The organism is Streptomyces sp. PL-29, assembly GCF_058344425.1.
Map to the genome: position 1 here is coordinate 3,026,906 of NZ_CP136996.1, position 20,008 is coordinate 3,046,913.

The 20,008-nt window shown below is 73.6% G+C and carries 21 protein-coding genes; 13 read left to right on the forward strand and 8 right to left on the reverse strand.

The features are described 5' to 3' along the window. Positions 1-92 precede the first annotated feature (92 nt). The 3 genes from R4Z63_RS13700 (at position 93) to R4Z63_RS13710 (ending at position 2,102) form a co-directional block, all read left to right on the forward strand. Entirely contained in the window at positions 93-398 is a 306-nt protein-coding gene (locus R4Z63_RS13700; RefSeq protein WP_037924805.1) for a hypothetical protein, read from the forward strand. Positions 399-591: 193 nt separating this feature from the next. Next, on the forward strand, positions 592-735 hold the full coding sequence (locus R4Z63_RS13705; protein WP_157840289.1) for a hypothetical protein: 144 nt from the start codon (positions 592-594) through the stop codon (positions 733-735). A 377-nt stretch (positions 736-1,112) separates the two neighbouring features. Continuing rightward, complete coding sequence (locus R4Z63_RS13710) at positions 1,113-2,102, forward strand: aldo/keto reductase (protein WP_037924803.1); 990 nt, start codon at positions 1,113-1,115, stop codon at positions 2,100-2,102. A gap of 66 nt (positions 2,103-2,168) precedes the next feature. On the opposite strand, the gene R4Z63_RS13715 is transcribed toward R4Z63_RS13710, so the two are convergent. Then, on the reverse strand, positions 2,169-2,873 hold the full coding sequence (locus R4Z63_RS13715; RefSeq protein ID WP_037924799.1) for a GDSL-type esterase/lipase family protein: 705 nt from the start codon (positions 2,871-2,873) through the stop codon (positions 2,169-2,171). A 76-nt stretch (positions 2,874-2,949) separates the two neighbouring features. On the opposite strand from R4Z63_RS13715, the gene R4Z63_RS13720 reads away from it, so the two are divergent. After that, positions 2,950-3,957, forward strand: coding sequence for a hypothetical protein (locus tag R4Z63_RS13720; protein ID WP_037924798.1), 1,008 nt, complete (start codon positions 2,950-2,952; stop codon positions 3,955-3,957). Positions 3,958-4,028: 71 nt separating this feature from the next. On the opposite strand, the gene R4Z63_RS13725 is transcribed toward R4Z63_RS13720, so the two are convergent. Beyond that, a complete protein-coding gene (locus R4Z63_RS13725; protein ID WP_384447755.1) occupies positions 4,029-4,952 on the reverse strand; it encodes a DUF3027 domain-containing protein in 924 nt (307 codons plus the stop codon). A 328-nt stretch (positions 4,953-5,280) separates the two neighbouring features. Between R4Z63_RS13725 and R4Z63_RS13730 the strand changes: the two genes are divergently transcribed. The 4 genes from R4Z63_RS13730 to R4Z63_RS13745 all read left to right on the forward strand — a co-directional run bounded on the left by R4Z63_RS13730 (position 5,281) and on the right by R4Z63_RS13745 (position 9,020). Beyond that, the gene (locus R4Z63_RS13730; RefSeq protein ID WP_384447758.1) at positions 5,281-6,657 is read left to right on the forward strand and encodes an MFS transporter; all 1,377 of its coding nucleotides are present in this window, start codon (positions 5,281-5,283) and stop codon (positions 6,655-6,657) included. A gap of 252 nt (positions 6,658-6,909) precedes the next feature. Next, positions 6,910-7,398 (forward strand): hypothetical protein, encoded by a 489-nt coding sequence (locus tag R4Z63_RS13735; RefSeq protein ID WP_037924792.1) that lies wholly within the window; start codon positions 6,910-6,912, stop codon positions 7,396-7,398. Between the two features lie 13 nt (positions 7,399-7,411). Then, a complete protein-coding gene (locus R4Z63_RS13740) occupies positions 7,412-8,182 on the forward strand; it encodes a futalosine hydrolase (RefSeq protein WP_384447761.1) in 771 nt (256 codons plus the stop codon). Beyond that, positions 8,151-9,020 carry a 1,4-dihydroxy-6-naphtoate synthase gene (locus tag R4Z63_RS13745; protein ID WP_384447764.1) on the forward strand — a complete coding sequence of 290 codons (870 nt, stop codon included), beginning with the start codon at positions 8,151-8,153 and terminating at the stop codon, positions 9,018-9,020. The genes R4Z63_RS13740 and R4Z63_RS13745 overlap by 32 nt, the downstream gene beginning before the upstream one ends. Before the next feature lie 82 nt (positions 9,021-9,102). Here R4Z63_RS13745 and R4Z63_RS13750 read toward each other — a convergent pair whose 3' ends face one another. Further along, on the reverse strand, positions 9,103-9,486 hold the full coding sequence (locus R4Z63_RS13750; RefSeq protein WP_037924790.1) for a cold-shock protein: 384 nt from the start codon (positions 9,484-9,486) through the stop codon (positions 9,103-9,105). A 178-nt stretch (positions 9,487-9,664) separates the two neighbouring features. Here R4Z63_RS13750 and R4Z63_RS13755 point away from each other — a divergent pair, with 178 nt between their 5' ends. Next, entirely contained in the window at positions 9,665-9,943 is a 279-nt protein-coding gene (locus R4Z63_RS13755; protein ID WP_384447768.1) for a hypothetical protein, read from the forward strand. Here R4Z63_RS13755 and R4Z63_RS13760 read toward each other — a convergent pair. Continuing rightward, positions 9,940-10,566 (reverse strand): HAD family hydrolase, encoded by a 627-nt coding sequence (locus tag R4Z63_RS13760; protein WP_037924785.1) that lies wholly within the window; start codon positions 10,564-10,566, stop codon positions 9,940-9,942. The two genes, R4Z63_RS13755 and R4Z63_RS13760, sit on opposite strands and share 4 nt — an antisense overlap. A gap of 196 nt (positions 10,567-10,762) precedes the next feature. Continuing rightward, complete coding sequence (locus R4Z63_RS13765) at positions 10,763-11,779, reverse strand: hypothetical protein (protein ID WP_384447771.1); 1,017 nt, start codon at positions 11,777-11,779, stop codon at positions 10,763-10,765. A 132-nt stretch (positions 11,780-11,911) separates the two neighbouring features. On the opposite strand from R4Z63_RS13765, the gene R4Z63_RS13770 reads away from it, so the two are divergent. Both R4Z63_RS13770 and R4Z63_RS13775 read left to right on the forward strand, forming a co-directional pair. Next, positions 11,912-14,347, forward strand: a complete 2,436-nt coding sequence (locus tag R4Z63_RS13770) for a helicase-associated domain-containing protein (protein WP_384447774.1) — start codon at positions 11,912-11,914, stop codon at positions 14,345-14,347. Positions 14,348-14,463: 116 nt separating this feature from the next. Continuing rightward, positions 14,464-15,063: a DUF4291 domain-containing protein gene (locus R4Z63_RS13775; RefSeq protein WP_037924777.1), complete on the forward strand. Its 600-nt coding sequence runs from the start codon at positions 14,464-14,466 to the stop codon at positions 15,061-15,063. Between the two features lie 43 nt (positions 15,064-15,106). On the opposite strand, the gene R4Z63_RS13780 is transcribed toward R4Z63_RS13775, so the two are convergent. Next, entirely contained in the window at positions 15,107-15,649 is a 543-nt protein-coding gene (locus tag R4Z63_RS13780) for a DoxX family membrane protein (protein WP_384447777.1), read from the reverse strand. A gap of 241 nt (positions 15,650-15,890) precedes the next feature. On the opposite strand from R4Z63_RS13780, the gene R4Z63_RS13785 reads away from it, so the two are divergent. Beyond that, complete coding sequence (locus R4Z63_RS13785; RefSeq protein WP_037924773.1) at positions 15,891-17,534, forward strand: DNA repair helicase XPB; 1,644 nt, start codon at positions 15,891-15,893, stop codon at positions 17,532-17,534. On the opposite strand, the gene R4Z63_RS13790 is transcribed toward R4Z63_RS13785, so the two are convergent. Beyond that, the gene (locus R4Z63_RS13790) at positions 17,500-18,273 is read right to left on the reverse strand and encodes a glycosyltransferase 87 family protein (protein ID WP_384447781.1); all 774 of its coding nucleotides are present in this window, start codon (positions 18,271-18,273) and stop codon (positions 17,500-17,502) included. The two genes, R4Z63_RS13785 and R4Z63_RS13790, sit on opposite strands and share 35 nt — an antisense overlap. Before the next feature lie 221 nt (positions 18,274-18,494). Between R4Z63_RS13790 and R4Z63_RS13795 the strand changes: the two genes are divergently transcribed. Then, positions 18,495-19,724, forward strand: a complete 1,230-nt coding sequence (locus tag R4Z63_RS13795; protein WP_384447784.1) for a serine hydrolase domain-containing protein — start codon at positions 18,495-18,497, stop codon at positions 19,722-19,724. Positions 19,725-19,780: 56 nt separating this feature from the next. Here R4Z63_RS13795 and R4Z63_RS13800 read toward each other — a convergent pair whose 3' ends face one another. Continuing rightward, positions 19,781-19,966 (reverse strand): hypothetical protein, encoded by a 186-nt coding sequence (locus R4Z63_RS13800; protein ID WP_037925395.1) that lies wholly within the window; start codon positions 19,964-19,966, stop codon positions 19,781-19,783. Positions 19,967-20,008 lie beyond the last annotated feature (42 nt).

A 20,008-nucleotide genomic window follows, 5' to 3' on the forward strand; every position in this document is an offset into this window, starting at 1 on the left:
AAAGAAGCGGCGGATGGCCAGATGCGTCCACGGCCGCAACCGGCCTGCCGGATCGGTGTCGGGCACGGGGGCGGCGACGCGACGGTGGAGGCATGTACCTCGTCCATGCCCGTCTGCGGACGGTGCCCCCGGTGGAAGTGCCCGACGATCTGCGCGAGGCTGCCCGCGCCGGCCTGAGGCCGAGGGACCGGGTGGAGCACCTGGCGGTGCACCCGCAGTCCGCGGAGCACTTCACCCTCGGCTTCTACCTCCTCTCGGACTCCCTGGAGGAGGCGGAGCGGCACGCCGAGTCGGTCTGCCGCCGCCTGCTCGGCGCGCGGGCCCTGCCCGCGGCCCGCCTGCTGGACGTCGGCGTCCCGCTGATGCCGGTGTCCCTGATGGAGCGGCGGAGCGGCTGACAGCCGGGGGCGCGGCGACCGCTGTCCTCATCCGTCCACGGACGGTTTGGGCCAGCAGATACCCCTTCTCCCCCCGCTGAGCTGCGGCTTAGCTATGTCTCACCGGAAAGGGACAGCGCCACCGCGGGGTGCGGGACCGACCGGGAAGCCACCGCCGACACGCCTCATGGCAACCGAAGGGACACCGGACATCATGAACGCCACCCGCCTCGTCAAGGCCGCCGCGGTCGTCGCCCTCGCCCTGGTCCTGGGCACCCCGGCGGTGGCTTCCGCCGCCCCGATCGCCGCCGCCAAGCCCCCGGTCGCCGCCCAGAACGGTGACATGAGCTGGCAGTGACCGCCCGGCCACGGCCGGCAGCGCACCCCTCGCGGCACAGCCCCTGCGTCCACGACGCAGGGGCTGCCGCGTTAGGCTCGACGGGTGGACCCCAAGACCCGAAACCGTGTGATGGCCGGTGTGCTCGTGCTGATGTTCCTCGTCGTCGCCGTGGCTGCCGCCACCGGCCAGTAGGCCTGCACCTCCTCGCCCGGCCCCAGCTCGATGGCGCCCGGCACCCGGCGCCGGGGCGAGTCTCCGGCGTACGCAGAATCGGCGAGCGGACCGGTGACCGGCCCTGCGGTCGGCCCGCTGCCCCGGGACGCGCCGACACACGAGGAGCGGCCGAGCGCCCTGCTCTTGCCTGGAGTGGACTCGAAGCAGTTGGCTTGTGCCCCATGAAGTACACGCAGCTCGGACGCACCGGACTCAAGGTCAGCCGACTCGTCCTCGGCACGATGAACTTCGGTCCGCAGACAGACGAACCGACCAGCCACGGCATCCTGGACGCCGCCCTCGCCGCAGGTCTGAATTTCGTGGACACGGCCAATGTGTACGGGTGGGGTGAGAACAAGGGGCGCACCGAGGAGATCATCGGAACCTGGTTCGCCCAAGGCGGCGGCCGCCGCGACAAGACCGTCCTGGCCACCAAGGTCTACGGCTCCATGTCCCGTGAGGGCGAGACCTGGCCCAACGAGGACCGCCTGTCGGCACTGAACATCCGCCGGGCCGTCGAGGCCAGCCTCAAGCGGCTCCAGACCGACCACATCGACCTGTACCAGTTCCACCACATCGACCGCCGGACCCCCTTCGAGGAGATCTGGCAGGCCGTCGACGTGCTGATCCAGCAGGGCAAGATCCTCTACGCCGGCTCCTCCAACTTCCCCGGCTACAAGATCGCCCAGGCCAATGAGACGGCCGCCCGGCGCGGGATGGTCGGCCTGGTCAGCGAGCAGTGCCTCTACAACCTCGCCGAACGGCGGGCCGAGATGGAGGTCGTCCCGGCCGCCCAGGACTACGGCCTCGGGGTCATCCCGTGGTCGCCGCTGCACGGCGGACTGCTGGGCGGGGTCATCAAGAAGGAGGCCAAGGGCGGCCGCCGCGCGTCGGGGCGCTCCGCGGACGCGCTGGCCAACAGTTCGGTACGGGCCCAGGTTCAGGCGTACGAGGACCTGGTCGACAAGCACGGCCTGGATCCCGCCGAGACCGCCCTGGCCTGGCTGCTCACCCGGCCGGGAGTGACGGGCCCCATCGTCGGCCCGCGCACCGCCGAGCAGTTGGACGGTGCTCTGCGCGCGCTGGAACTGGAGCTCGGCGAGGAACTGCTGACCGGCCTGGACGAGATCTTCCCCGGGCCGGGACCGTCCCCGGAGGCCTTCGCCTGGTAGTCGAACAGCCGTCCGCACGGTGGTCGCCGTCCTCTCGGGCGGCGGCCGCCTCCACCCCTTCGGCCGTCAGGACGCCGGCCCGGCGTCGTGCCCGGGGCGGTAGGGCCCGCCGATGCCCCAGGCCTGGTGCAGGACCGCGGCGAACTCCCCCGCGAGCCGGTGCTCGCCGGAGGCGTTGGGGTGGGTGCCGTCGTAGGTGTCCCGGTGGATGTCGTAGGCGGCCGGGCGCGCGGCCAGCAGGATCGGAGAGGTGTCCGTGGTGAGGTCGGCCACGGCCTTCGCGAGGAGCTCGTTGAACCGGGCCACCTCGGCCGCGAAGGGGGCGTCCTCCTCTGCGCGGCTGTTCGGGATGACGGGCAGCAGCACCATGCGGACGCCGGGGCGGGCGGAGCGGGCGCCCGCTATGAAGCGGCGGACGTTGTCGGCGGTCTGCCCGGCGTCGGTGTAGAAGCCGAGGTCGATCAGGCCCAGGGAGACCAGCAGGACGTCCGGGCGGTGCGCGGCCACGGTCTCGCCCATGACGGGCGCCATGTGCTGCCAGCCCTCGCCCCAGCCGGCGAGGTGGCGGCGGGCGTGCTCGGGGAAGCCGGGGGCGGCGTACTCGTGGCTGATGGGCGCGTCGGCGGCGGTGTCGTAGACCTCGCAGCGCGGGCCGACGATCCGGTAGGGGCCGCCGAAGGTCGAGTTGAGGTGCTGCCACATCCGGTAGCGCCAGGTGTAGTCGCCGGCGCGTCCGATGGTCATGGAGTCGCCGACGAACATGAAACGCATCCGGTCATCATCGCGGATCGCGCGACAGAAGCCTCTGTGACGCCGGACACGCGCCACGTACTGGCACGCTGGGAGGATGCGCCTGCCCCTGCCGTCCGCCGCCCTCGCCGCCGCAGCACTCGCCGCCGCCCTCGCCGCCGTGCTGCCGGGCACGGCGTCCGCCGCGCAGCCCCCCGGCGCCTCCTCGTTCACCATCTCGGACCCGCGGATCAAGGAGTCGAGCGGGCTGGCGGCCAGCCGCATCCATCCGGGCGTCTACTGGACGCACAACGACAGCGAGGACGGCCCCTACGTCTACGCGGTGGACTCGGCCACCGGCGACACGGTGGCCCGGGTGACCATGGCGGGGATCGGCAGGCCGCGCGACATCGAGGCGATCTCGCTGGGCCCGGACGGCCTGCTCTACGTCGGGGACATCGGCGACAACCGCGGCGGCACCTGGGACCACGTGTGGATCTACCGCTTCCAGGAGCCGAGCCGACTCGGTGATGTCACCGTCAAGGCAACGCAGTTCACGGTGCGGTACGAGGACGGGCCGCGCGACGCCGAGTCCCTGATGGTCCATCCGGTGACGGGCCGCGTCTACATCGCGAGCAAGGACCAGAGCAAGGGCGCGCTGTACGAAGGCCCCGCGAAGCTGTCGACGGGCGGGGCCAACGTCTTCCGGCGGGTCGCGCCCGTCCCGTGGGTGACGGACGGGGCGTTCTCCCCGGACGGGAACCGGCTGACCCTGCGTGGCTACTTCACCGCCCGGACGTACCCGTGGAAGGACGGCCGGCCGGAAGGCGAGGGCGAGCGGGTGAACGCCCCGTGGCAGGGGCAGGCGGAGTCGGTGACCTACACGGTGGACGGCTCGACGCTCATGTTCGGCTCGGAGGGCACCAACAGCAAGGTGATCGCGGTCCCGGTGGCCGCGGCGGCGCCGTCCGGCGGTTCCGCCTCGCCGCAACCGGGATCTCCACCGGACGCGGCGACCTCACCGGGCCCGACGGGCGGCTTCGGCAAGGGCGCCCTGGTCCTCGCGGGCGGCCTGGCCCTGGTCTTCGGTGCGAAGCGCCTCTTCCGGCGCCGCACGCAGGACTGACGGGGCTGACGGAGCCGACGGGACTGACGGGGCGGGACCTCGCGCACCGCGCCGCCGCGGGCCCGCGGGGGTCACGCGTGTCCGAGGTCCGGGTCCGCGGCCTGGGCGTCCGGGGCCGGAACCGAGCCCGTGTCGGCGGCCGGCCGCAGTGCGAACTCGTCCGAGGCCATCGAGTCCAGGACCGGCGGGGCCGGCCGCAGCGGCGCCGGCATGACCGCGGCCTCGGAGTGGCCGCCGCAGCCGTAGGACAGCGACACCAGGCGTCCGTCGGCCGGGCTGAACTCGTTCGCGCAGACGCCGAAGGCCTGGCCGAGCGAACCGCCGACGGCGACGAGGAAGCCGCAGGAGACACAGGACGCCGGGGCGGCCTGCGCCATCGGGGTCTTCGCCCCGAAGGACTCGTCCCAGCGGTCGGCCGCGCCGTGCAGCCCGTAGCGGGAGAGCACGCGCGCCCGGCGCATGCCGAGTTCCTCGGCGACCGCCGTGATGGATCCGCGGGCCGGAACGGTCACACGGTCGGTGACGTCGGCGTCCTCCGCCTCGACGAGTTCGGCCATCTCGGTGGAGACCACGGAGTTCGGCGGCGGGGCGTCCTCGTCCGACCAGCCCGGCTCCAGCCTCAGGTCATCGGCCTCGGTGGGCAGCAGGTCGCCCGGGCCCATGTCGCCGGGGCGCAGCCGGTCGCTCCACGGCACCCACTCGGGGGCCAGCAGGGCGTCGTCGCCGGGGAGCAGCACCGTTTCGTCGAGGGTGACGTTCTTGGCCCGGGAGGCGCGGGCCACGGTGACGGCCCAGCGCCAGCCGCGGTATCCCGGTTCCTTCGACTCGAAGAAGTGGGTGACGACGCGGTCGCCCTCCGCCACGGCGGAGACGTGCGCGCCCACCACACCGGGGAAGGCGGCCTCCTCGGCGGCCGCGCGGGCGAGTTCCACCGCCTCGACGCACAGGCGGTCGGGGGTACGCGGGGTACGGCTTCGCGTCGTCGCAGCACTCACTGGTCTCGTTCTCTCCTACGCCGTCTCACGTGTGCGCCGTCCGTACTGTCGTCCACAACGACCCGGTGGTGCTGTCCGTACGAGGCGCGGGCGGAGCGGACCAGAGGGCCGCGTCGACGTCCGCACCCGATCGGACTCCGGGCACACCCCACTGCGATCCATTCTGCGGGATCACGAAGAGGCGCGCGGCCAGGAGCAACCGCCGGTGGCGCGCTACGCACGCTACCTCCTCTCAAGCCCTGGGCACACATGCAAGGTCCGATTCGCGGACAAGCCGCCGGTTCCGCGACGCGCCGGGAGGCGTCCGCGGGGGCCCGGGTGGGGCACTATGTCGAGTGTGGCACCCGCACGGTCGTCCGACGACGGCTCGGGACCGGCCAGGCGGGCCGGCCGGGCTGTCGGGCGTGCTCTGCACCGTCCGATCACCGGTCCGGCCAAGGGGATCCGGCGGGCCACGCACGCGCACGGAGCGGGCGAGTCGGGCCTGGGCAAGCTGATCGAGCTGCACGCGATCAACGGCGCGGGCGACATGATGATCACGGTGGCACTGGCGTCGACGGTGTTCTTCTCCGTGCCGACGGACGAGGCGCGGGGCCGGGTGGCCCTGTACCTGGCGATCACGATGGCGCCCTTCACGGTGCTGGCCCCGGTGATCGGTCCGCTGCTGGACCGGCTGCCGCACGGCCGCAGGGCCTCGATGGCGGCGGCGATGCTGGCGCGGGCGCTGCTCGCCGTGACCATGTCGGGAGCGGTGGCCACGGGGGGTCTGCAGCTGTATCCGGCGGCACTGGGCGTGCTGGTGGCGTCCAAGTCGTACGGAGTCGTACGCAGTGCCGTGGTCCCGCGGCTGCTCCCACCGAAGTTCTCACTCGTCAAGGCGAACTCCCGGGTCACGCTGGCCGGTCTGCTGGCCACGGGCGCAGCGGCGCCGGTGGCTGCCGGGCTGAACTCGATCGGGCCGCAGTGGCCGCTGTACGGGGCCTGCGTCGTCTTCCTGGTCGGCACCTTCGCCGCGTTCACGCTGCCGCACAAGGTGGACGAGGCGAAGGGCGAGCGCCGCGCCCGGCTGTCGACGCACGAGGCGCACTCGAAGCGGCCGGGGCTGCGGACGGTCAGCCGCAGCGTGCTGTGCGGGCTGCTGGCGAACGCGGCGATGCGCGGACTGTCCGGATTCCTGATCTTCTTCCTGGCGTTCCTGCTGCGCGAGCACCCGCTGGCGGGGCAGAGCGCGGCGGTGTCCCTGGGCATCGTCGGCGTGTCGGCGGGGGTGGGCAACGCCTGCGGGACGGCGGTGGGCGCGTGGCTGCGGGCGCGGGCGCCGGAGGCGATCGTCGCGTCGGTGCTCTGCGTGACGCTGGGGGTGGCGGTGCTGGCGGCCGTCTTCTACAGCGGGCTGTTCGTGGCGGTGCTGGCCGCGACGGCGGGCTTCTGCCAAGCGCTGGCGAAGCTGTCGCTGGACGCGATGATCCAGCGGGACGTGCCGGAGGCGGTGCGGACCTCCGCGTTCGCCCGTTCGGAGACGCTGCTCCAGGTGGCGTGGGTGATGGGCGGGGCGATCGGCATCGCGCTGCCGCTGAACGGCGTACTGGGCATGTCGGTGGCGGCGGCGATCGTCGCGCTGGGCGCGGCCATGGCAGTCCGCGGCGTCATCTCGGCCCCTCGCCACCACTCCCGGCAACGCCCGTCCCGCCCCAGCGTGGCCTGACCCCCCGGCTCCCGCCCGTCGCGGCCGCGCCCGTACGGGCGCGGTGGCGACGACACGCGCACGGTTCCCGGCGGGAGTCACGCCCGCCCCCCGGTGGAACCCTGACGACGGCACGCCCGCCCCGGTGGGGAGCCACAGGGCGCCACGCCCACCCCCGAACGGCCACCCGGCCGGAAGCCGAACGGCGGCGCGCCGCGGGCCTGCGGTACCCCGTGCAGCGGCGCAGCCCAGGGGCCCGATAGCCTTCGGCTCATGACCGCACCGCTTTTCTCGGGTAGGGCCCGCCGCAGCGTCGCGGCCCTCGGAGCCGTGTCCGCCGGCCTCCTCCTTCTCTCCGCCTGCGACAAGCCGACCCCGCTCGCGACCGTGACGGTCGGCAGCGAGTCGGTTTCCGCCGAGGCCACTTGCCACAACGACGGCAAGGAGCTCTCCGTGGACGAGGTCCAGGAGTGCCTCACGAACCTGAAGAACCCCAAGACCATCGAGTACGGCCGCGGCGACACGCTGCGGCTCGGCGTCGAGCCGGCGATCGTCGAGGACGGCAAGCGCTGGTCGGCGGTGCTCGACGGCCAGCCGATCACCGAGCCCTCGTCGAACACCTACCGCAGCTTCCCCGGCGCCGACGTCTTCGCGACGGGCGGCCAGGGCGAGGCCCCGACCTCGAAGAGGCTGGCGTTCCTGCAGATCGACGAGGCCGGCAAGCCGCTTGCCGTCTGGTCCTTCAACCTCAAGCTCAAGTAACCGGGCGACACCGGTGCGCGCGCTCGTCGTGACGGCGGTGGGGGCGGAGTCGGACTCCGTCCTCGCCGGTCTGACCCCTCATCCGGACAGTCCCGGTCCCGAGCCGCGCACGCTCCCCCCGGGGCGTCCCCGGACGCAGTCCGGGGCGGGATACCCCGTCACCCGCCGGGACCTGCCGGGCATCGCCCTCGACGTGCTCGTCGGCGGCGTCGGTCCCGCGGCGGCCGCCGCGGGCACGGCCACGGCGCTGGCCCTCGGCGAGTACGAGCTCGTCGTCAGCGCCGGCATCGGCGGCGGGTTCGCGCCCGCCGCGCCGGTCGGCTCCCTGGTGGTCGCGGACGCGATCGTCGCCGCCGACCTCGGGGCACAGACCCCCGAAGGGTTCCTCGACGTGGCGGCGCTGGGCTTCGGGCACAGCGTGCACCTGCCGCCCGCCGAACTGGCCGCCCGGGCCGCGGAGGCGACCGGGGCCCTGCTGGCGCCCGTACTGACCGTGTCCACCGTGACCGGAACCGCCGACGGGGCGGCCGCTCTCACGGCCCGGCACCCGCTGGCCGGTGCCGAGGCCATGGAGGGCTTCGGGGTGGCGGAAGCGGCCGCCGCGTACGGCCTGCCCGTGCTGGAGATCCGCGCCGTGTCCAACACCGTGGGACCGCGCGACCGTGCCGCCTGGCGGATCGGGGACGCGCTGGCGGCGCTCGCCGAAGGCTTCCGCGTGCTCGGGCCCGTACTCGCGAACTGGGGAGAACGCCATGAGCAACACCACCACCGTGGCCGACGGTGAAGCGCTGAAGATCGCCTATTCGCCCTGCCCGAACGACACGTTCGTCTTCGACGCATGGGCGCACGGCCGGGTACCGGGCGCCCCGGCACTGGACGTCACCTTCGCGGACATCGACATCACCAACGGGATGGCCGAGCGCGGCGAACTGGACGTGCTGAAGGTGTCGTACGCGGTGCTGCCGTGGGTGCTGGAGGAGTACGCGCTGCTGCCCTGCGGCGGTGCGCTCGGGCGCGGCTGCGGACCGCTGGTCCTGACCCGGGAGCCCGGCCTGGACCTGGTGGGGAGGACCGTCGCGGTGCCGAGCGAGCGCTCCACCGCCTACCTGCTGTTCCGGCTGTGGGCGGCGGACGTGCTGCCGGAGGGCGTCGGCGAGGTGGTCGTCCTGCCGTTCCACGAGATCATGCCGGCGGTGCGCGACGGCCGGGTGGACGCCGGACTGGTCATCCACGAGGCCCGGTTCACCTACCAGGACTACGGGCTGCACTGCCTGGCCGACATGGGCGAGCACTGGGAGTCCGCCACCGGCCTGCCGATCCCGCTCGGCGCGATCATCGCGAAGCGCTCGCTGGGGGCGGAGCGGCTGCGCGAGCTGGCCGCATCGGCGCGCGCCTCCGTTCGGATGGCCTGGGACGACCCGCAGGCCTCCCGCCCGTACGTGCGCGCACACGCTCAGGAACTGGACCCGGTCGTCGCCGACCAGCACATCGGGCTGTACGTCAACGAGTTCACGGCGGACCTGGGCGAATCCGGCTACGCGGCAGTGCGCGGGCTGCTGACGAGGGCCGCGGCCGAGGGGCTGGTACCGGCCATCGCGCCGGACGCGCTCGCCTTCCCGTAGCCGGTGCGGGCGCCGTACGCGACGGCGCCCCGCCGCTCGCAGGAAACCCTGTACGAGGGGCGGGGCGCAGGTGCCTACGCGGTCAGACGTCGAGCTGGTCGGCCACCGCGCGCAGCAGACCGGCGATCTTCGTGCCGTGCGCCTTGTCGGGGTAGCGGCCGCGCTCCAGCATCGGGGTGATGTTCTCCAGCAGGGTGGTGAGGTCCTGCACGATCGAGGCGAGCTCGTCGGGCTTGCGGCGCTGGGCGGCCGCTACGGACGGCGCCGGATCCAGCACGGTCACCGAAAGTGCCTGGTCACCGCGTTGTCCGGCGACGACACCGAACTCGACTCGCTGACCGGGCTTGAGGGCATCGACCCCGGCGGGGAGCACCGACGAGTGGACGAAGACGTCGCCGCCGTCGTCACGGGAGAGAAAGCCGAAGCCCTTCTCACTGTTGAACCACTTGACCTTGCCGGTAGGCACGTCCGTCCTCTGTCCTTGTGCTCGTCGGGGGTCCGAAGGGCCGCGAACGGCTCCGGACAACAGCGCAGCGGGTCATGTGTGACCCGCCACCTCAAGGCTAATGGTCGGGGACCGGGTGACAAGACGTTCCCCGGTCCTTCACGGTCGGCTGCTTCGGCCAGGGAACTACCCTGGTGAGGTGACTGTTACTCCTCATGCGGACGAAGCGCGGCCCGGCGACGGACTGGTCAGGGCCGGCGGCATCGTGTTCATCGCCGGTGCCGTGGCCACTCTGGCCACGATGGCCCCGCTGTTCCTCGGCACCGACCCGTTCCCGTCGTACGCGTGGGCCGTGTGCATGCTGATGGGCGTCGGCTTCGCGATCTCCGCCGCGGGCGTGCTGCGCTCGGCGGCCGCACAGCGCAACGCGGCGCGCGCCTCCCAGGAGCCCCGGGCCCTGCCCGGCCGCACGCCCTAGACGGGCTGCACGGCGACGTACCCCGCGAGCCACCGCGGCAGCGCGGTGAGGTCCGCCAGCACCACGTCCGCGCCCGCGGCGCGCAGTTCCGGCTCCGGGCACGGGCCGGTCGGCACCGCCACGGACAGTGCACCGGCCGTCCGGGCACCGCGTACGTCACCGATGTGGTCGCCGACGTAGATCTGCGCCCCGTGCTCGCGCAGCGCACCCGCCTTGGCCTCCGCCCACAGCCAGCCGATCACCGCGTCCGGCTCGATGCCGAGGTGCTCCAGGTGCAGGCGGGCGTTGGGCTCGTGCTTGGCGGTGACGACGATCGCGCGGCCGCCCATCGCCTGGACGGCGGCGACGGCCTCGCGGGCGCCGGGCATGGCCGGGGTCGGCGCGATGGCGTGGTCGGGGTAGATCTCCCGGTAGCGGTCCGCCATGGCCGGGATCTCGGCCTGCGGGAACCAGTACGCCAGCTCCTCGTCCAGCGGCGGGCCCAGGCGGGTGACCGCCGCGTCGGCGTCGATGTACGTCCCCGTCTCGGCCGACAGCGCCCGGTAGGCGGCGTGGATCCCCGGGCGGGAGTCGATCAGGGTCATGTCGAGGTCGAAGCCGACGGTGAGGTTCATACCGCCCATTGTGCCGAGGGCAGCGGACGGTGGTGGACGGTGCGGCGAACCTTCCCGGAACTCGTGTTCAACCTTTTCGACGCGGCGCGGGACTTCGGGCCCGGCTACCGGCGGGACGGGATACGGGACCAGGGCCCCCGACCGGAGGCCGGACACCACGCGACAGCCGGCGGCCTCGACTTCGAGACCTTCGCCCGGCGTCGCCTCAGCGCCGGCGCGCCCGCCACACCAGGTACAGCACGGACGCCAGCGCGGCGCCCCGCAGCAGCCACGGCCACATCCCCTGAACCGCGCCGCCGACCTGGTCGTCGGCGAGGCTCTCGCCCCACGTGCCGTTGGTACGGCCCCATAGCCACACCGCGGCGCCCGCGAGGAACACTCCGGGCGGCCCGAAGACGGCCCACTTGCGTTCGGCGGGCCCCAGCACCCGGGAGGCGTACGGCAGCAGCCAGCCGATGACGAGCAGCAGCCACTGCCCGCTGACGACACCGGCGACGAGGACCGCCGCGGCCAGCAGCAGGAAGGCGTTGGGCCGCGGACGGGCCGGAGCCGTGGCCTCCTCCGGCTGCGCCCCGGCCTCCGCGGCGGCCGCCGCCTTCGCCCGCCGCCGCTCGCGCAGGAACCGTACGAGGGTCCGCGTACGCGAGTCCGGCGGCCCGGGTGCACCCGCTGCCCCCGCCGCCTCCTCCTCGGCGTCCTGCCCCGGCTCCTTCTCGAACGGGCCCGGCATCTCGATGCCGCCCGCGAAGCCCTCGACCTGCGGGCCGCGTCCGTAGCTGCCGGGCGTCATCCGCCACCAGTCGGGCTCGGCGCCGCCGGACGGTCCGAGCTCGTCCAGCCCGGCCAGGTGCGGCGGCACGTTCTGCGCCTCGGGCTCCTGCTCGGGCGCCGGCCGCGGCGGGGGCACCCCGGGCAGGCGCAGTCGGCCGGCGGCCCGCTGGGCGGGCACCGACGGGACCTGCTCGGCGGGGCCTGCGGCGGAAGCCGCGCCCTGCCGGGAGCCGAGGGCGTCCAGGACCTCCTCGGGCGTGCCGATGCGTTCCAGGATGCGGCGTACGGCCGCCGGGGTCTCCGGGTCGTACTTGGCGCGCCGACGGTCGATCTCGTCCCGCAGGCCCGCCACGAGCCTCATCCGGTCACCGGAGGCGAGGTGCCGTCGTTGCGCCAAGTCCCCGACGGCGCTCAGATATTCGTAGACCAGGTGGTCGCTTTCGATCCCCACGCCCAGGCTCCTCCCGTACCGCCTCTCCCGAAGGTAGCGCGTGCACCCGTGGAGCCGCCCCGGGCGCAGCGGATACCGTTGGCCGGATGGGGACCGGCCGACACGACCGGCCGACGCGACCGGGAGGCGACTGTGCCCGAGCCAAGCACTGCTGCGAGAGCTCCGGAGAACGGGACCGGGACGACGTCCCCGCGCTCCCTCGCCGAGGCGCTGCGCGCCCGCGACGACGCCGCGCTCTGTGCCCTGCTGCACTCCCGCCCGGACCTGCTGAACCCGGTCCCGGGCGACGTGACCCAGCTCGCCACGCGCGCCGGGACCCGGGCCTCGGTGGTGCGGGCCCTGGAGCGGCTGGACCGGTTCACCCTGCAGACGGTCGAAGCCCTCGCCGTGGCCCCCGACCCATGCCCGTACCCGGTGCTGGAGGGGCTGCTGACCGGCGGCGAGGACGAGCGGGCCCGTACCGCGCTCCCCCGGGCCCTGGCCACCCTGCGCGACCAGGCCCTGGTGTGGGGCGCCGAGGACCGGCTGCGTCTGGTGCGCACCGCCCGCGAGCTGCTCGCACCATCCGCGCAGCGGCCTTCGCCGACCGGACTGGGGCCGACCGTCGCCGAGGCCACCGCCGGGATGTCGCCGACGCGAGTGCAGGAGATCGTGGCGGCGGCCGGGCTGCCCGCCACGCACGACCCGGTCTCCGCGGTCACGGCGCTGACCGCGCTGTTCACCGACCCGGAACGGATGTCCGCGCTGCTGGACGAGGCCCCGGCCGAGGCGCACCAGGTGCTGGGCCGGCTGGTGTGGGGTCCGCCGTACGGAGAGGTGACCCCGAACCCGGCACCGCCGGTGCGCTGGCTGCGCGACCGGGGTCTGCTGTTGCCCGCGACGGCACGGACCGTGGTCCTGCCGCGGGAGGTGGCACTGCACCTGCGCGGCGGCCTCGCCCACCGGGACACCTCACCGGTGGCTCCGCCGGTGACCCCGCACCGCGAGCACCGGCCACCGCTCGTGGACGCGAACGCCGCCGGCCAGGCGCTGGCCGCGCTGGCCACCGTCGAGGAGCTGGTGAAGTCCTGGGAGCACACCGGTCCGCCGGTGCTGCGGGCGGGCGGGCTGTCCGTAAGGGACCTGAAGCGGGCCGCGGCAGCCCTGGACACCACCGAGGCGTCCGCGGCGTTCTGGATCGAACTGGCCTACGCGGCCGGGCTGCTGGCCAGCGACGGGGAGGCCGACGAGCGGTACGCGCCCACCCCGGCCTTCGACGACTGGCGCGAACTGCCGCCCGCCGAACGGTGGTCGGCGCTGGCCGCCGCCTGGCTGCCGGCGACCCGTACGGCCGGCCTGGTCGGCGAGCAGGACGCGAAGGCGCGCACCCTGTCGGCGCTCGGCCCCGAACTGGACCGCTCCGCCGCGCCCGAGGTGCGCCGGCGCGTCCTGGAACTCCTCGCGGACCTGCCGGAGGGCGGCTCCCCCGATGCGGAGGCGGTGCTGGCGCGGCTCGCGTGGGAGCGTCCCGTGCGCACGCCGAGCGACCTGCGGGCCCGGCTGGCGGGCTGGGCGCTGACCGAGGCGGAGGTCCTCGGGGTGACCGGCAGGGGCGCCCTGTCGGGGCCCGGCCGGGCCCTGCTGGAACACCGGGACCCGGCGCCGCTCCTGGCACCGCTGCTGCCGGAGCCGGTCGACCACGTACTGCTGCAGGCGGACCTGACGGCGGTGGCGCCGGGACCGCTGCGCCGCCCGCTCGGGGACACCCTCGCGGTGCTCGCCGACGTGGAGTCCAAGGGCGGGGCGACGGTGTACCGCTTCACTCCGGGATCGGTGCGGCGGGCGCTGGACGCCGGCCATGCCGCCGCCGACCTGCACGCCTTCCTCAAGGAGCACAGCCGTACGCCGGTGCCACAGCCGCTGGCGTACCTGATCGACGACGTGGCCCGCCGGCACGGACACCTGCGGGTCGGCGCGGCCTCCTCGTACGTGCGCTGCGACGACGACGCGATGCTGGGCGAGATCCTGGCGGACAAGCGCTCGGCGGGGCTGGGGCTGCGCCGATTGGCGCCCACGGTGCTGGCCGCGCGGGCCGAACCGACCGCGCTGCTGGAGGGCCTGCGGGCGATGGGGTACGCGCCGGCCGCGGAGTCCGGTACCGGCGACGTGCTGGTGGCACGGGCCGACGCCCACCGCACACCGGCCCGCTCGGCACCCGTACCGGTACCGGACGGTCCGCCGGTGCCGGACGCGACGCTGCTCGGGGCGGCCGTACGGGCGATCCGTGCGGGCGACCTGGCGGCGACGGCGGTCCGCAAGGAGCCGGGGCCGGCCGCCGCCGTGCCGGGCGATCTCCCGCGCACGAGCGCGGCGGAGACGCTGGCGACGGTACAGGCGGCGGCCCTGACGGGGTCGGCGGTGTGGATCGGCTACGTGAACGCGGACGGCGCCGCGAGCCAGCGGGTCATCGCCCCGGTGCGCGTCGAGGGCGGCTTCGTCACGGGCTACGACCACACGGCGGACGAGGTCCGCACCTACGCCCTGCACCGCGTGACCGGCGTGGCGGAACTGGCGGACGAACACCTCTGAGACGAGCCGTGGCGGCGATCGGGGCGCGAGGGTCCGGGAGCGGTGCCCCCGTGACGGTCCCTCGCGGGTGCGGAAAACGGCTGGCCGGGCCGCCGGGCGCTCGGCACGCTGGGGTCATGCAAGCCGTACCGCACCGCCGGATCCGCGCCGCCCACACCGACACCACCCTCACCGTCTACCAGGCCTACGCACCCCGTCTCGGGGTCCCGGCCGCCCGCGACAACCGCTTCCCGCCCGCCTGGAAGCGCGAGCGGATGACGTGGATCAAGCCGTCGTTCCTGTGGATGATGTACCGCTGCGGCTGGGCCACCAAGGCCGACCAGGAAACGGTACTGGCGGTCGAGATCACCCGCGAAGGCTTCGACCGGGCACTGCGCGGGGCCTGCCTGTCGCACTTCGAGGCGGGCGTACACGCCGACCGGGCGTCCTGGCAGGAGTCGCTGCGCGCGGCGCCCGCCCGCGTGCAGTGGGACCCCGAGCGCGACCTGCACCTGAACCCGCTGCCGTACCGCTCGCTCCAGCTGGGCCTGTCGGGTCCGGCGTCGCGGGCGTACGCCGACGCGTGGACGGTCTCCATCCGCGATGTGACCCCGCTGGTCCGGGAGATCCACGGCCTGCTCCGGTCGGGCGCGGAGGGGGCCGAGGACGCGGCCCGCGCCCTGCTGCCGGTGGAGACCCCCTACCCGTCGGGTCCGCTGGAGCACCTGGGCGCGTGAGCGCCCGCCCTGCGGTGCCGTGCGGTGGTGCCGTGCCGTGCCGTCAGTCCCGGATGAGCAGGACGACGAAGCCCGCGACGGCACCCACCAGCAGGGCGAGCAGGGAGTACTGGGGCCGTGATGCGCGCAGTACCGGGAGGTGGTGGTCGACGGCATAGCGGCCGGGCCCGGTGAGCGTGAGGGCGATGACCGAGGCGAAGAGCACCACTTCGAGTTCCACGCCCTTGGGCGGGAAGTAGGCACCGAAGCCGCGGACCTCGAGGATGTTGATGAAGACGCCGGTCAGGGCGGCGCCGGCGAGCGGGGTCAGCAGGCCGAGGGCCAGACCCAGGCCGCCGAGGGTTTCGGAAAGACCGGCGATGACGGCCATGGCGTCCCCGGCGGGATAGCCGGCCGTGGAGAAGCCCTTGCCGGTCGCGGTGAGGCCCGGGCCGCCGAACCAGCCGAAGAGCTTCATCGTGCCGTGGGCGGCCATGGTGAGGCCGACGACGAGACGCAGCAGGAGCAGGCCGACGTCGTGGACGACCGTGGCGGCGGGCGGCGAGGGGTCGAGGAGGCGCGACCGGTCGAACCGCGTGGAGGTCATGAGCGTCCGTTCGTCAGGAGGTTCCGGTCCCCCCGGTCGCCTGAGCGACGGCCACCCTATGACAGCACTTTCGCGATCATCGGGCCGCAACGTCGCGGGGCGGCGTCCTCGACCCGTTCGGCCCCGTCCCCGGCCTGCTGCGCGCGGGACTGGGCGGCTGACCCGCCGGGGCGACGTGTTCCCAGCCCCGGCGCCGTACGGCACACTGGAGGTTTGACCTGAGTGAAACGGGGCGCCGCGCGTGAATGGTCCACTTATCGTCCAGAGCGACAAGACCCTCCTGCTGGAGGTCGACCACGAGCTCGCCGGAGCCGCGCGCCGCGCCATCGCTCCGTTCGCCGAGCTGGAGCGGGCACCCGAGCACATCCACACCTACCGGATCACCCCGCTCGGGCTGTGGAACGCCCGGGCCGCCGGGCACGACGCCGAGCAGGTCGTCGACGCGCTCGTGGAGTACTCCCGCTACCCGGTGCCGCATGCGCTGCTCGTCGACGTCGCCGAGACCATGGCCCGGTACGGCCGCCTCACCCTCTCCAAGCACCCCGTGCACGGCCTGGTGCTGACCAGCACCGACCGGCCGGTGCTGGAGGAGATCCTGCGGTCGAAGAAAATCACCCCGCTGGTCGGGGCGCGGCTCGACCCGGACACCGTGGCCGTGCACCCCTCCGAGCGCGGACAGATCAAGCAGACGCTGCTCAAGCTGGGCTGGCCCGCCGAGGACCTCGCCGGCTACGTCGACGGCGAGGCGCACCCGATCGACCTGGCGGAGGACGGCTGGGCACTGCGCCCGTACCAGCAGCAGGCCGTCGAGGGCTTCTGGCACGGCGGCTCCGGCGTGGTCGTGCTGCCCTGCGGCGCCGGCAAGACGCTCGTCGGCGCGGGCGCGATGGCGAAGGCCAGGGCGACCACGCTGATCCTGGTCACGAACACCGTGTCGGCTCGCCAGTGGAAGCACGAGCTGGTCAGGCGGACGTCGCTGACGGAGGACGAGATCGGCGAGTACTCCGGCACCCGCAAGGAGATCCGGCCGGTCACGATCGCCACGTACCAGGTCCTGACGACGAAGCGGAAGGGCGTCTACCCGCACCTGGAGCTCTTCGACTCCCGGGACTGGGGCCTGATCGTCTACGACGAGGTGCACCTGCTGCCCGCGCCGGTCTTCAAGTTCACCGCCGACCTGCAGGCGCGGCGCCGGCTGGGCCTGACGGCGACGCTGGTGCGCGAGGACGGGCGGGAGTCGGACGTCTTCTCACTGATCGGGCCGAAGCGGTTCGACGCCCCGTGGAAGGAGATCGAGGCGCAGGGCTACATCGCGCCCGCCGACTGCGTGGAGGTCCGGGTCAACCTGACCGAGTCCGAGCGCCTGGCGTACGCGACCGCCGAGACGGAGGAGAAGTACCGCTTCTGCGCGACGACGGCGACGAAGCGGAAGGTCACCGAGGCGCTGGTGCGCAAGCACCGGGGCGAGCAGACCCTCGTCATCGGGCAGTACATCGACCAGCTCGACGAGCTCGGTGAGCACCTGGGCGCGCCCGTCATCAAGGGCGAGACCTCCAACGCGCAGCGCGAGAAGCTCTTCGACGCCTTCCGCGAGGGCGAGATCAGCGTGCTGGTCGTCTCGAAGGTCGCGAACTTCTCCATCGACCTGCCGGAGGCCACGGTCGCCATCCAGGTGTCGGGCACCTTCGGTTCGCGCCAGGAGGAGGCGCAGCGCCTGGGCCGTGTCCTGCGCCCGAAGGCGGACGGCCACGAGGCGCGTTTCTACTCGGTCGTCGCGCGCGACACGATCGACCAGGACTTCGCCGCGCACCGGCAGCGGTTCCTCGCCGAGCAGGGGTACGCCTACCGGATCATGGACGCCGACGAGCTGCTGGCGAACGACTGACCGTCCGGTTGCGGGCGGTGCGGACCCGCGCGACGAGCACGGTGAGCAGCGGGACGCACCAGACCCACAGGCCCGGCCCGTCCAGCACGAGGGCGCGGCCGGTGGCGGCCAGGTGCCGGGACCAGAACGCGGCGGATTCCTCGGGCAGGACCAGCCGTCCGAGCAGGGCGGTGCCGGCCAGGGCGGCCAGTGCCGTCAGTCCGGCCCGCACCCGGCGGGTGGCCAGCAGGTACGGGACGAGGACCGCCGGGGTCAGGGTGATCCCGGCGGCGGTTCCCAGTGCGAAGCCCTTGCCGAGCGCGGCACCGGGGCGGGCCAGGTCCCACAGGACCAGGCAGGCGAGGGCGAGGTTGACCTGACCGGGGAGCGGGGCCTGGAACAGCGGCTCCAGCCACAGACCGGCGATGGTGGCGGCCAGGACGGGCGCGGTCCTGGCCGGCAGTCCCGCGAGCCGGCAGGACAGGGCGATCAGCAGGGCGAGCAGGGCGGCGTTGCCGAGGAGGAGCACGGCTTTCAGTAACCCGGTCGGCAGCCAGGCCGCCGGGGTGAACAGGATCGCCGCGAACGGCGGGTACCCGGCGGGCGGGCGCCATTCGGCGGCGGAGAGGCCCCGGGCCAGGTCGTCGGCCATCGGGACGCGCAGGGCGATGCAGAGCACGCCCAGTACGAGCAGCGAGCCCGTCGCCAGCACACCGGCGAGGGACGACGGCGAGCGGCTGGGAGCGGGGCTCAAGGTCACGCGCGTGACCCTAGTGGATCTACGCGTTCACCCTCAGCTCATTGCAACGCATAAGGGGATTCCGCAGTGCATTCAGCGTCAGATTGATTGCAACGACTGCCAAATATCCCTTATAGAGAAGCCCTTATGATCCTCTCAAGCTTGTTGCCCGATCAGTGAACGCAATGTAGCTTCAAAAGCGTTCAGCATGTTCCGAACGCGAGGCGACGGGGAGATTCATCATGGGCAAGAGCAGGGACGGCTTCCACGGAGCGGGGCTGCGCAAGGTGCGCGACGTGCTGGCACGACACGTCGACTCCGGCAGGATCCCCGGAGTGGTCGCCCTGATCGGACGCGGTGAGGAGACGCACGTCGAGGCGATCGGGACGATGCGCCACGAGGGCGGCGCGCCGATGAGCCGGGACACGATCTTCCGTATGGCGTCGACCTCGAAGCCGGTCACCATGGCGGCCTCGATGGCGCTCCTCGACGACTGCGCGCTGCGGCTCGACGACCCGGTGGACCACTGGCTGCCCGAACTCGCCGGCCGCCGGGTGCTGCGGCGCATCGACGGCCCCGTCGACGACACCGAGCCCGCCCGGCGCCCGATCACCGTGCGGGACCTGCTGACCTCCACCTTCGGCCTCGGCATCGACCTGACGGCACTGGGCTCCCCGATCATGAACGCGATCTTCGAAGGAGGCGTCTTCAGCCAGGGCGCGGTACCGCTGCCCGAACAGGACGAGTGGATGCGCCGCCTCGGCGCACTGCCGCTGATGCGCCAGCCGGGCGAGCACTGGCAGTACCACCTCAGCCACGACGTCCTCGGCGTACTCGTCTCACGCGTCACGGGCAAGCCGTTCGAGGCGTTCCTGCGCGAGCGCGTCCTCGACCCGCTCGGGATGAAGGACACCGGATTCCACGTGCCCGCCGACACGATCGACCGGCTGCCGCCCAGCTACGCCCCCGACCCTCGGACCGGGGAGTTCACCGTCTGGGACGAGGCGGAGGGCGGTCAGTACAGCGCGCCTCCCGCCTTCCAGGCGGGCGGTGGCGGGCTGGTCTCCACCGTGGACGACTACCACGCCTACTTCCGGATGCTGCTGCACCACGGCACGCACGCGGCCGAGCGGATCCTGTCCCGGCCCGCCGTCGAGCTGATGACCACCAACCGGCTCACCCCCGAGCAGGAGGCCGCCCGGTCGGCCCTGGCCCGGGGCGCCGTCCACGTGTCCTTCGGCCAGGGGCAGCAGGGCGGCTGGGGCTTCGGAATGGCGGTGCGCACCTACCGCGGCGACTACGCGCCCGTCGGCCAGTTCGGCTGGGACGGCGGGACCGGGACCTCGGTGTACGCCGACCCGGAGAACGGGCTCACGGGCATCCTGCTCACCCAGGTCGGGCTGACCACCGCCGCACCGGCGCAGCTCATCCACGACTTCTGGACCACGGTCTACCAGGCGATCGACGCCTGACACCGGGGCCGGAGGGCGGAGGGCGGAGGCAGGGGCCGGGGTTACGCAGGACCGCCTCAGCGGCGTATGACGCCCGCGTCCTCGGCGTACTCGCCCAGCACGACGACGCTCACAGCGGCCGTCGCGAACACCTTCACGGCGTGCAGCATGCTGCCGAGACGGTGGCGGGGCGTGGAGTCGGAGAGGGCGGTGGCGCCGCTCGGGCGGCTGCCCCGCATCGGGGTGAAGGTTGCGGTGCTCATGAATCCATGGTGCTCCGCCGCCACCGGATCCACATCGGCCCC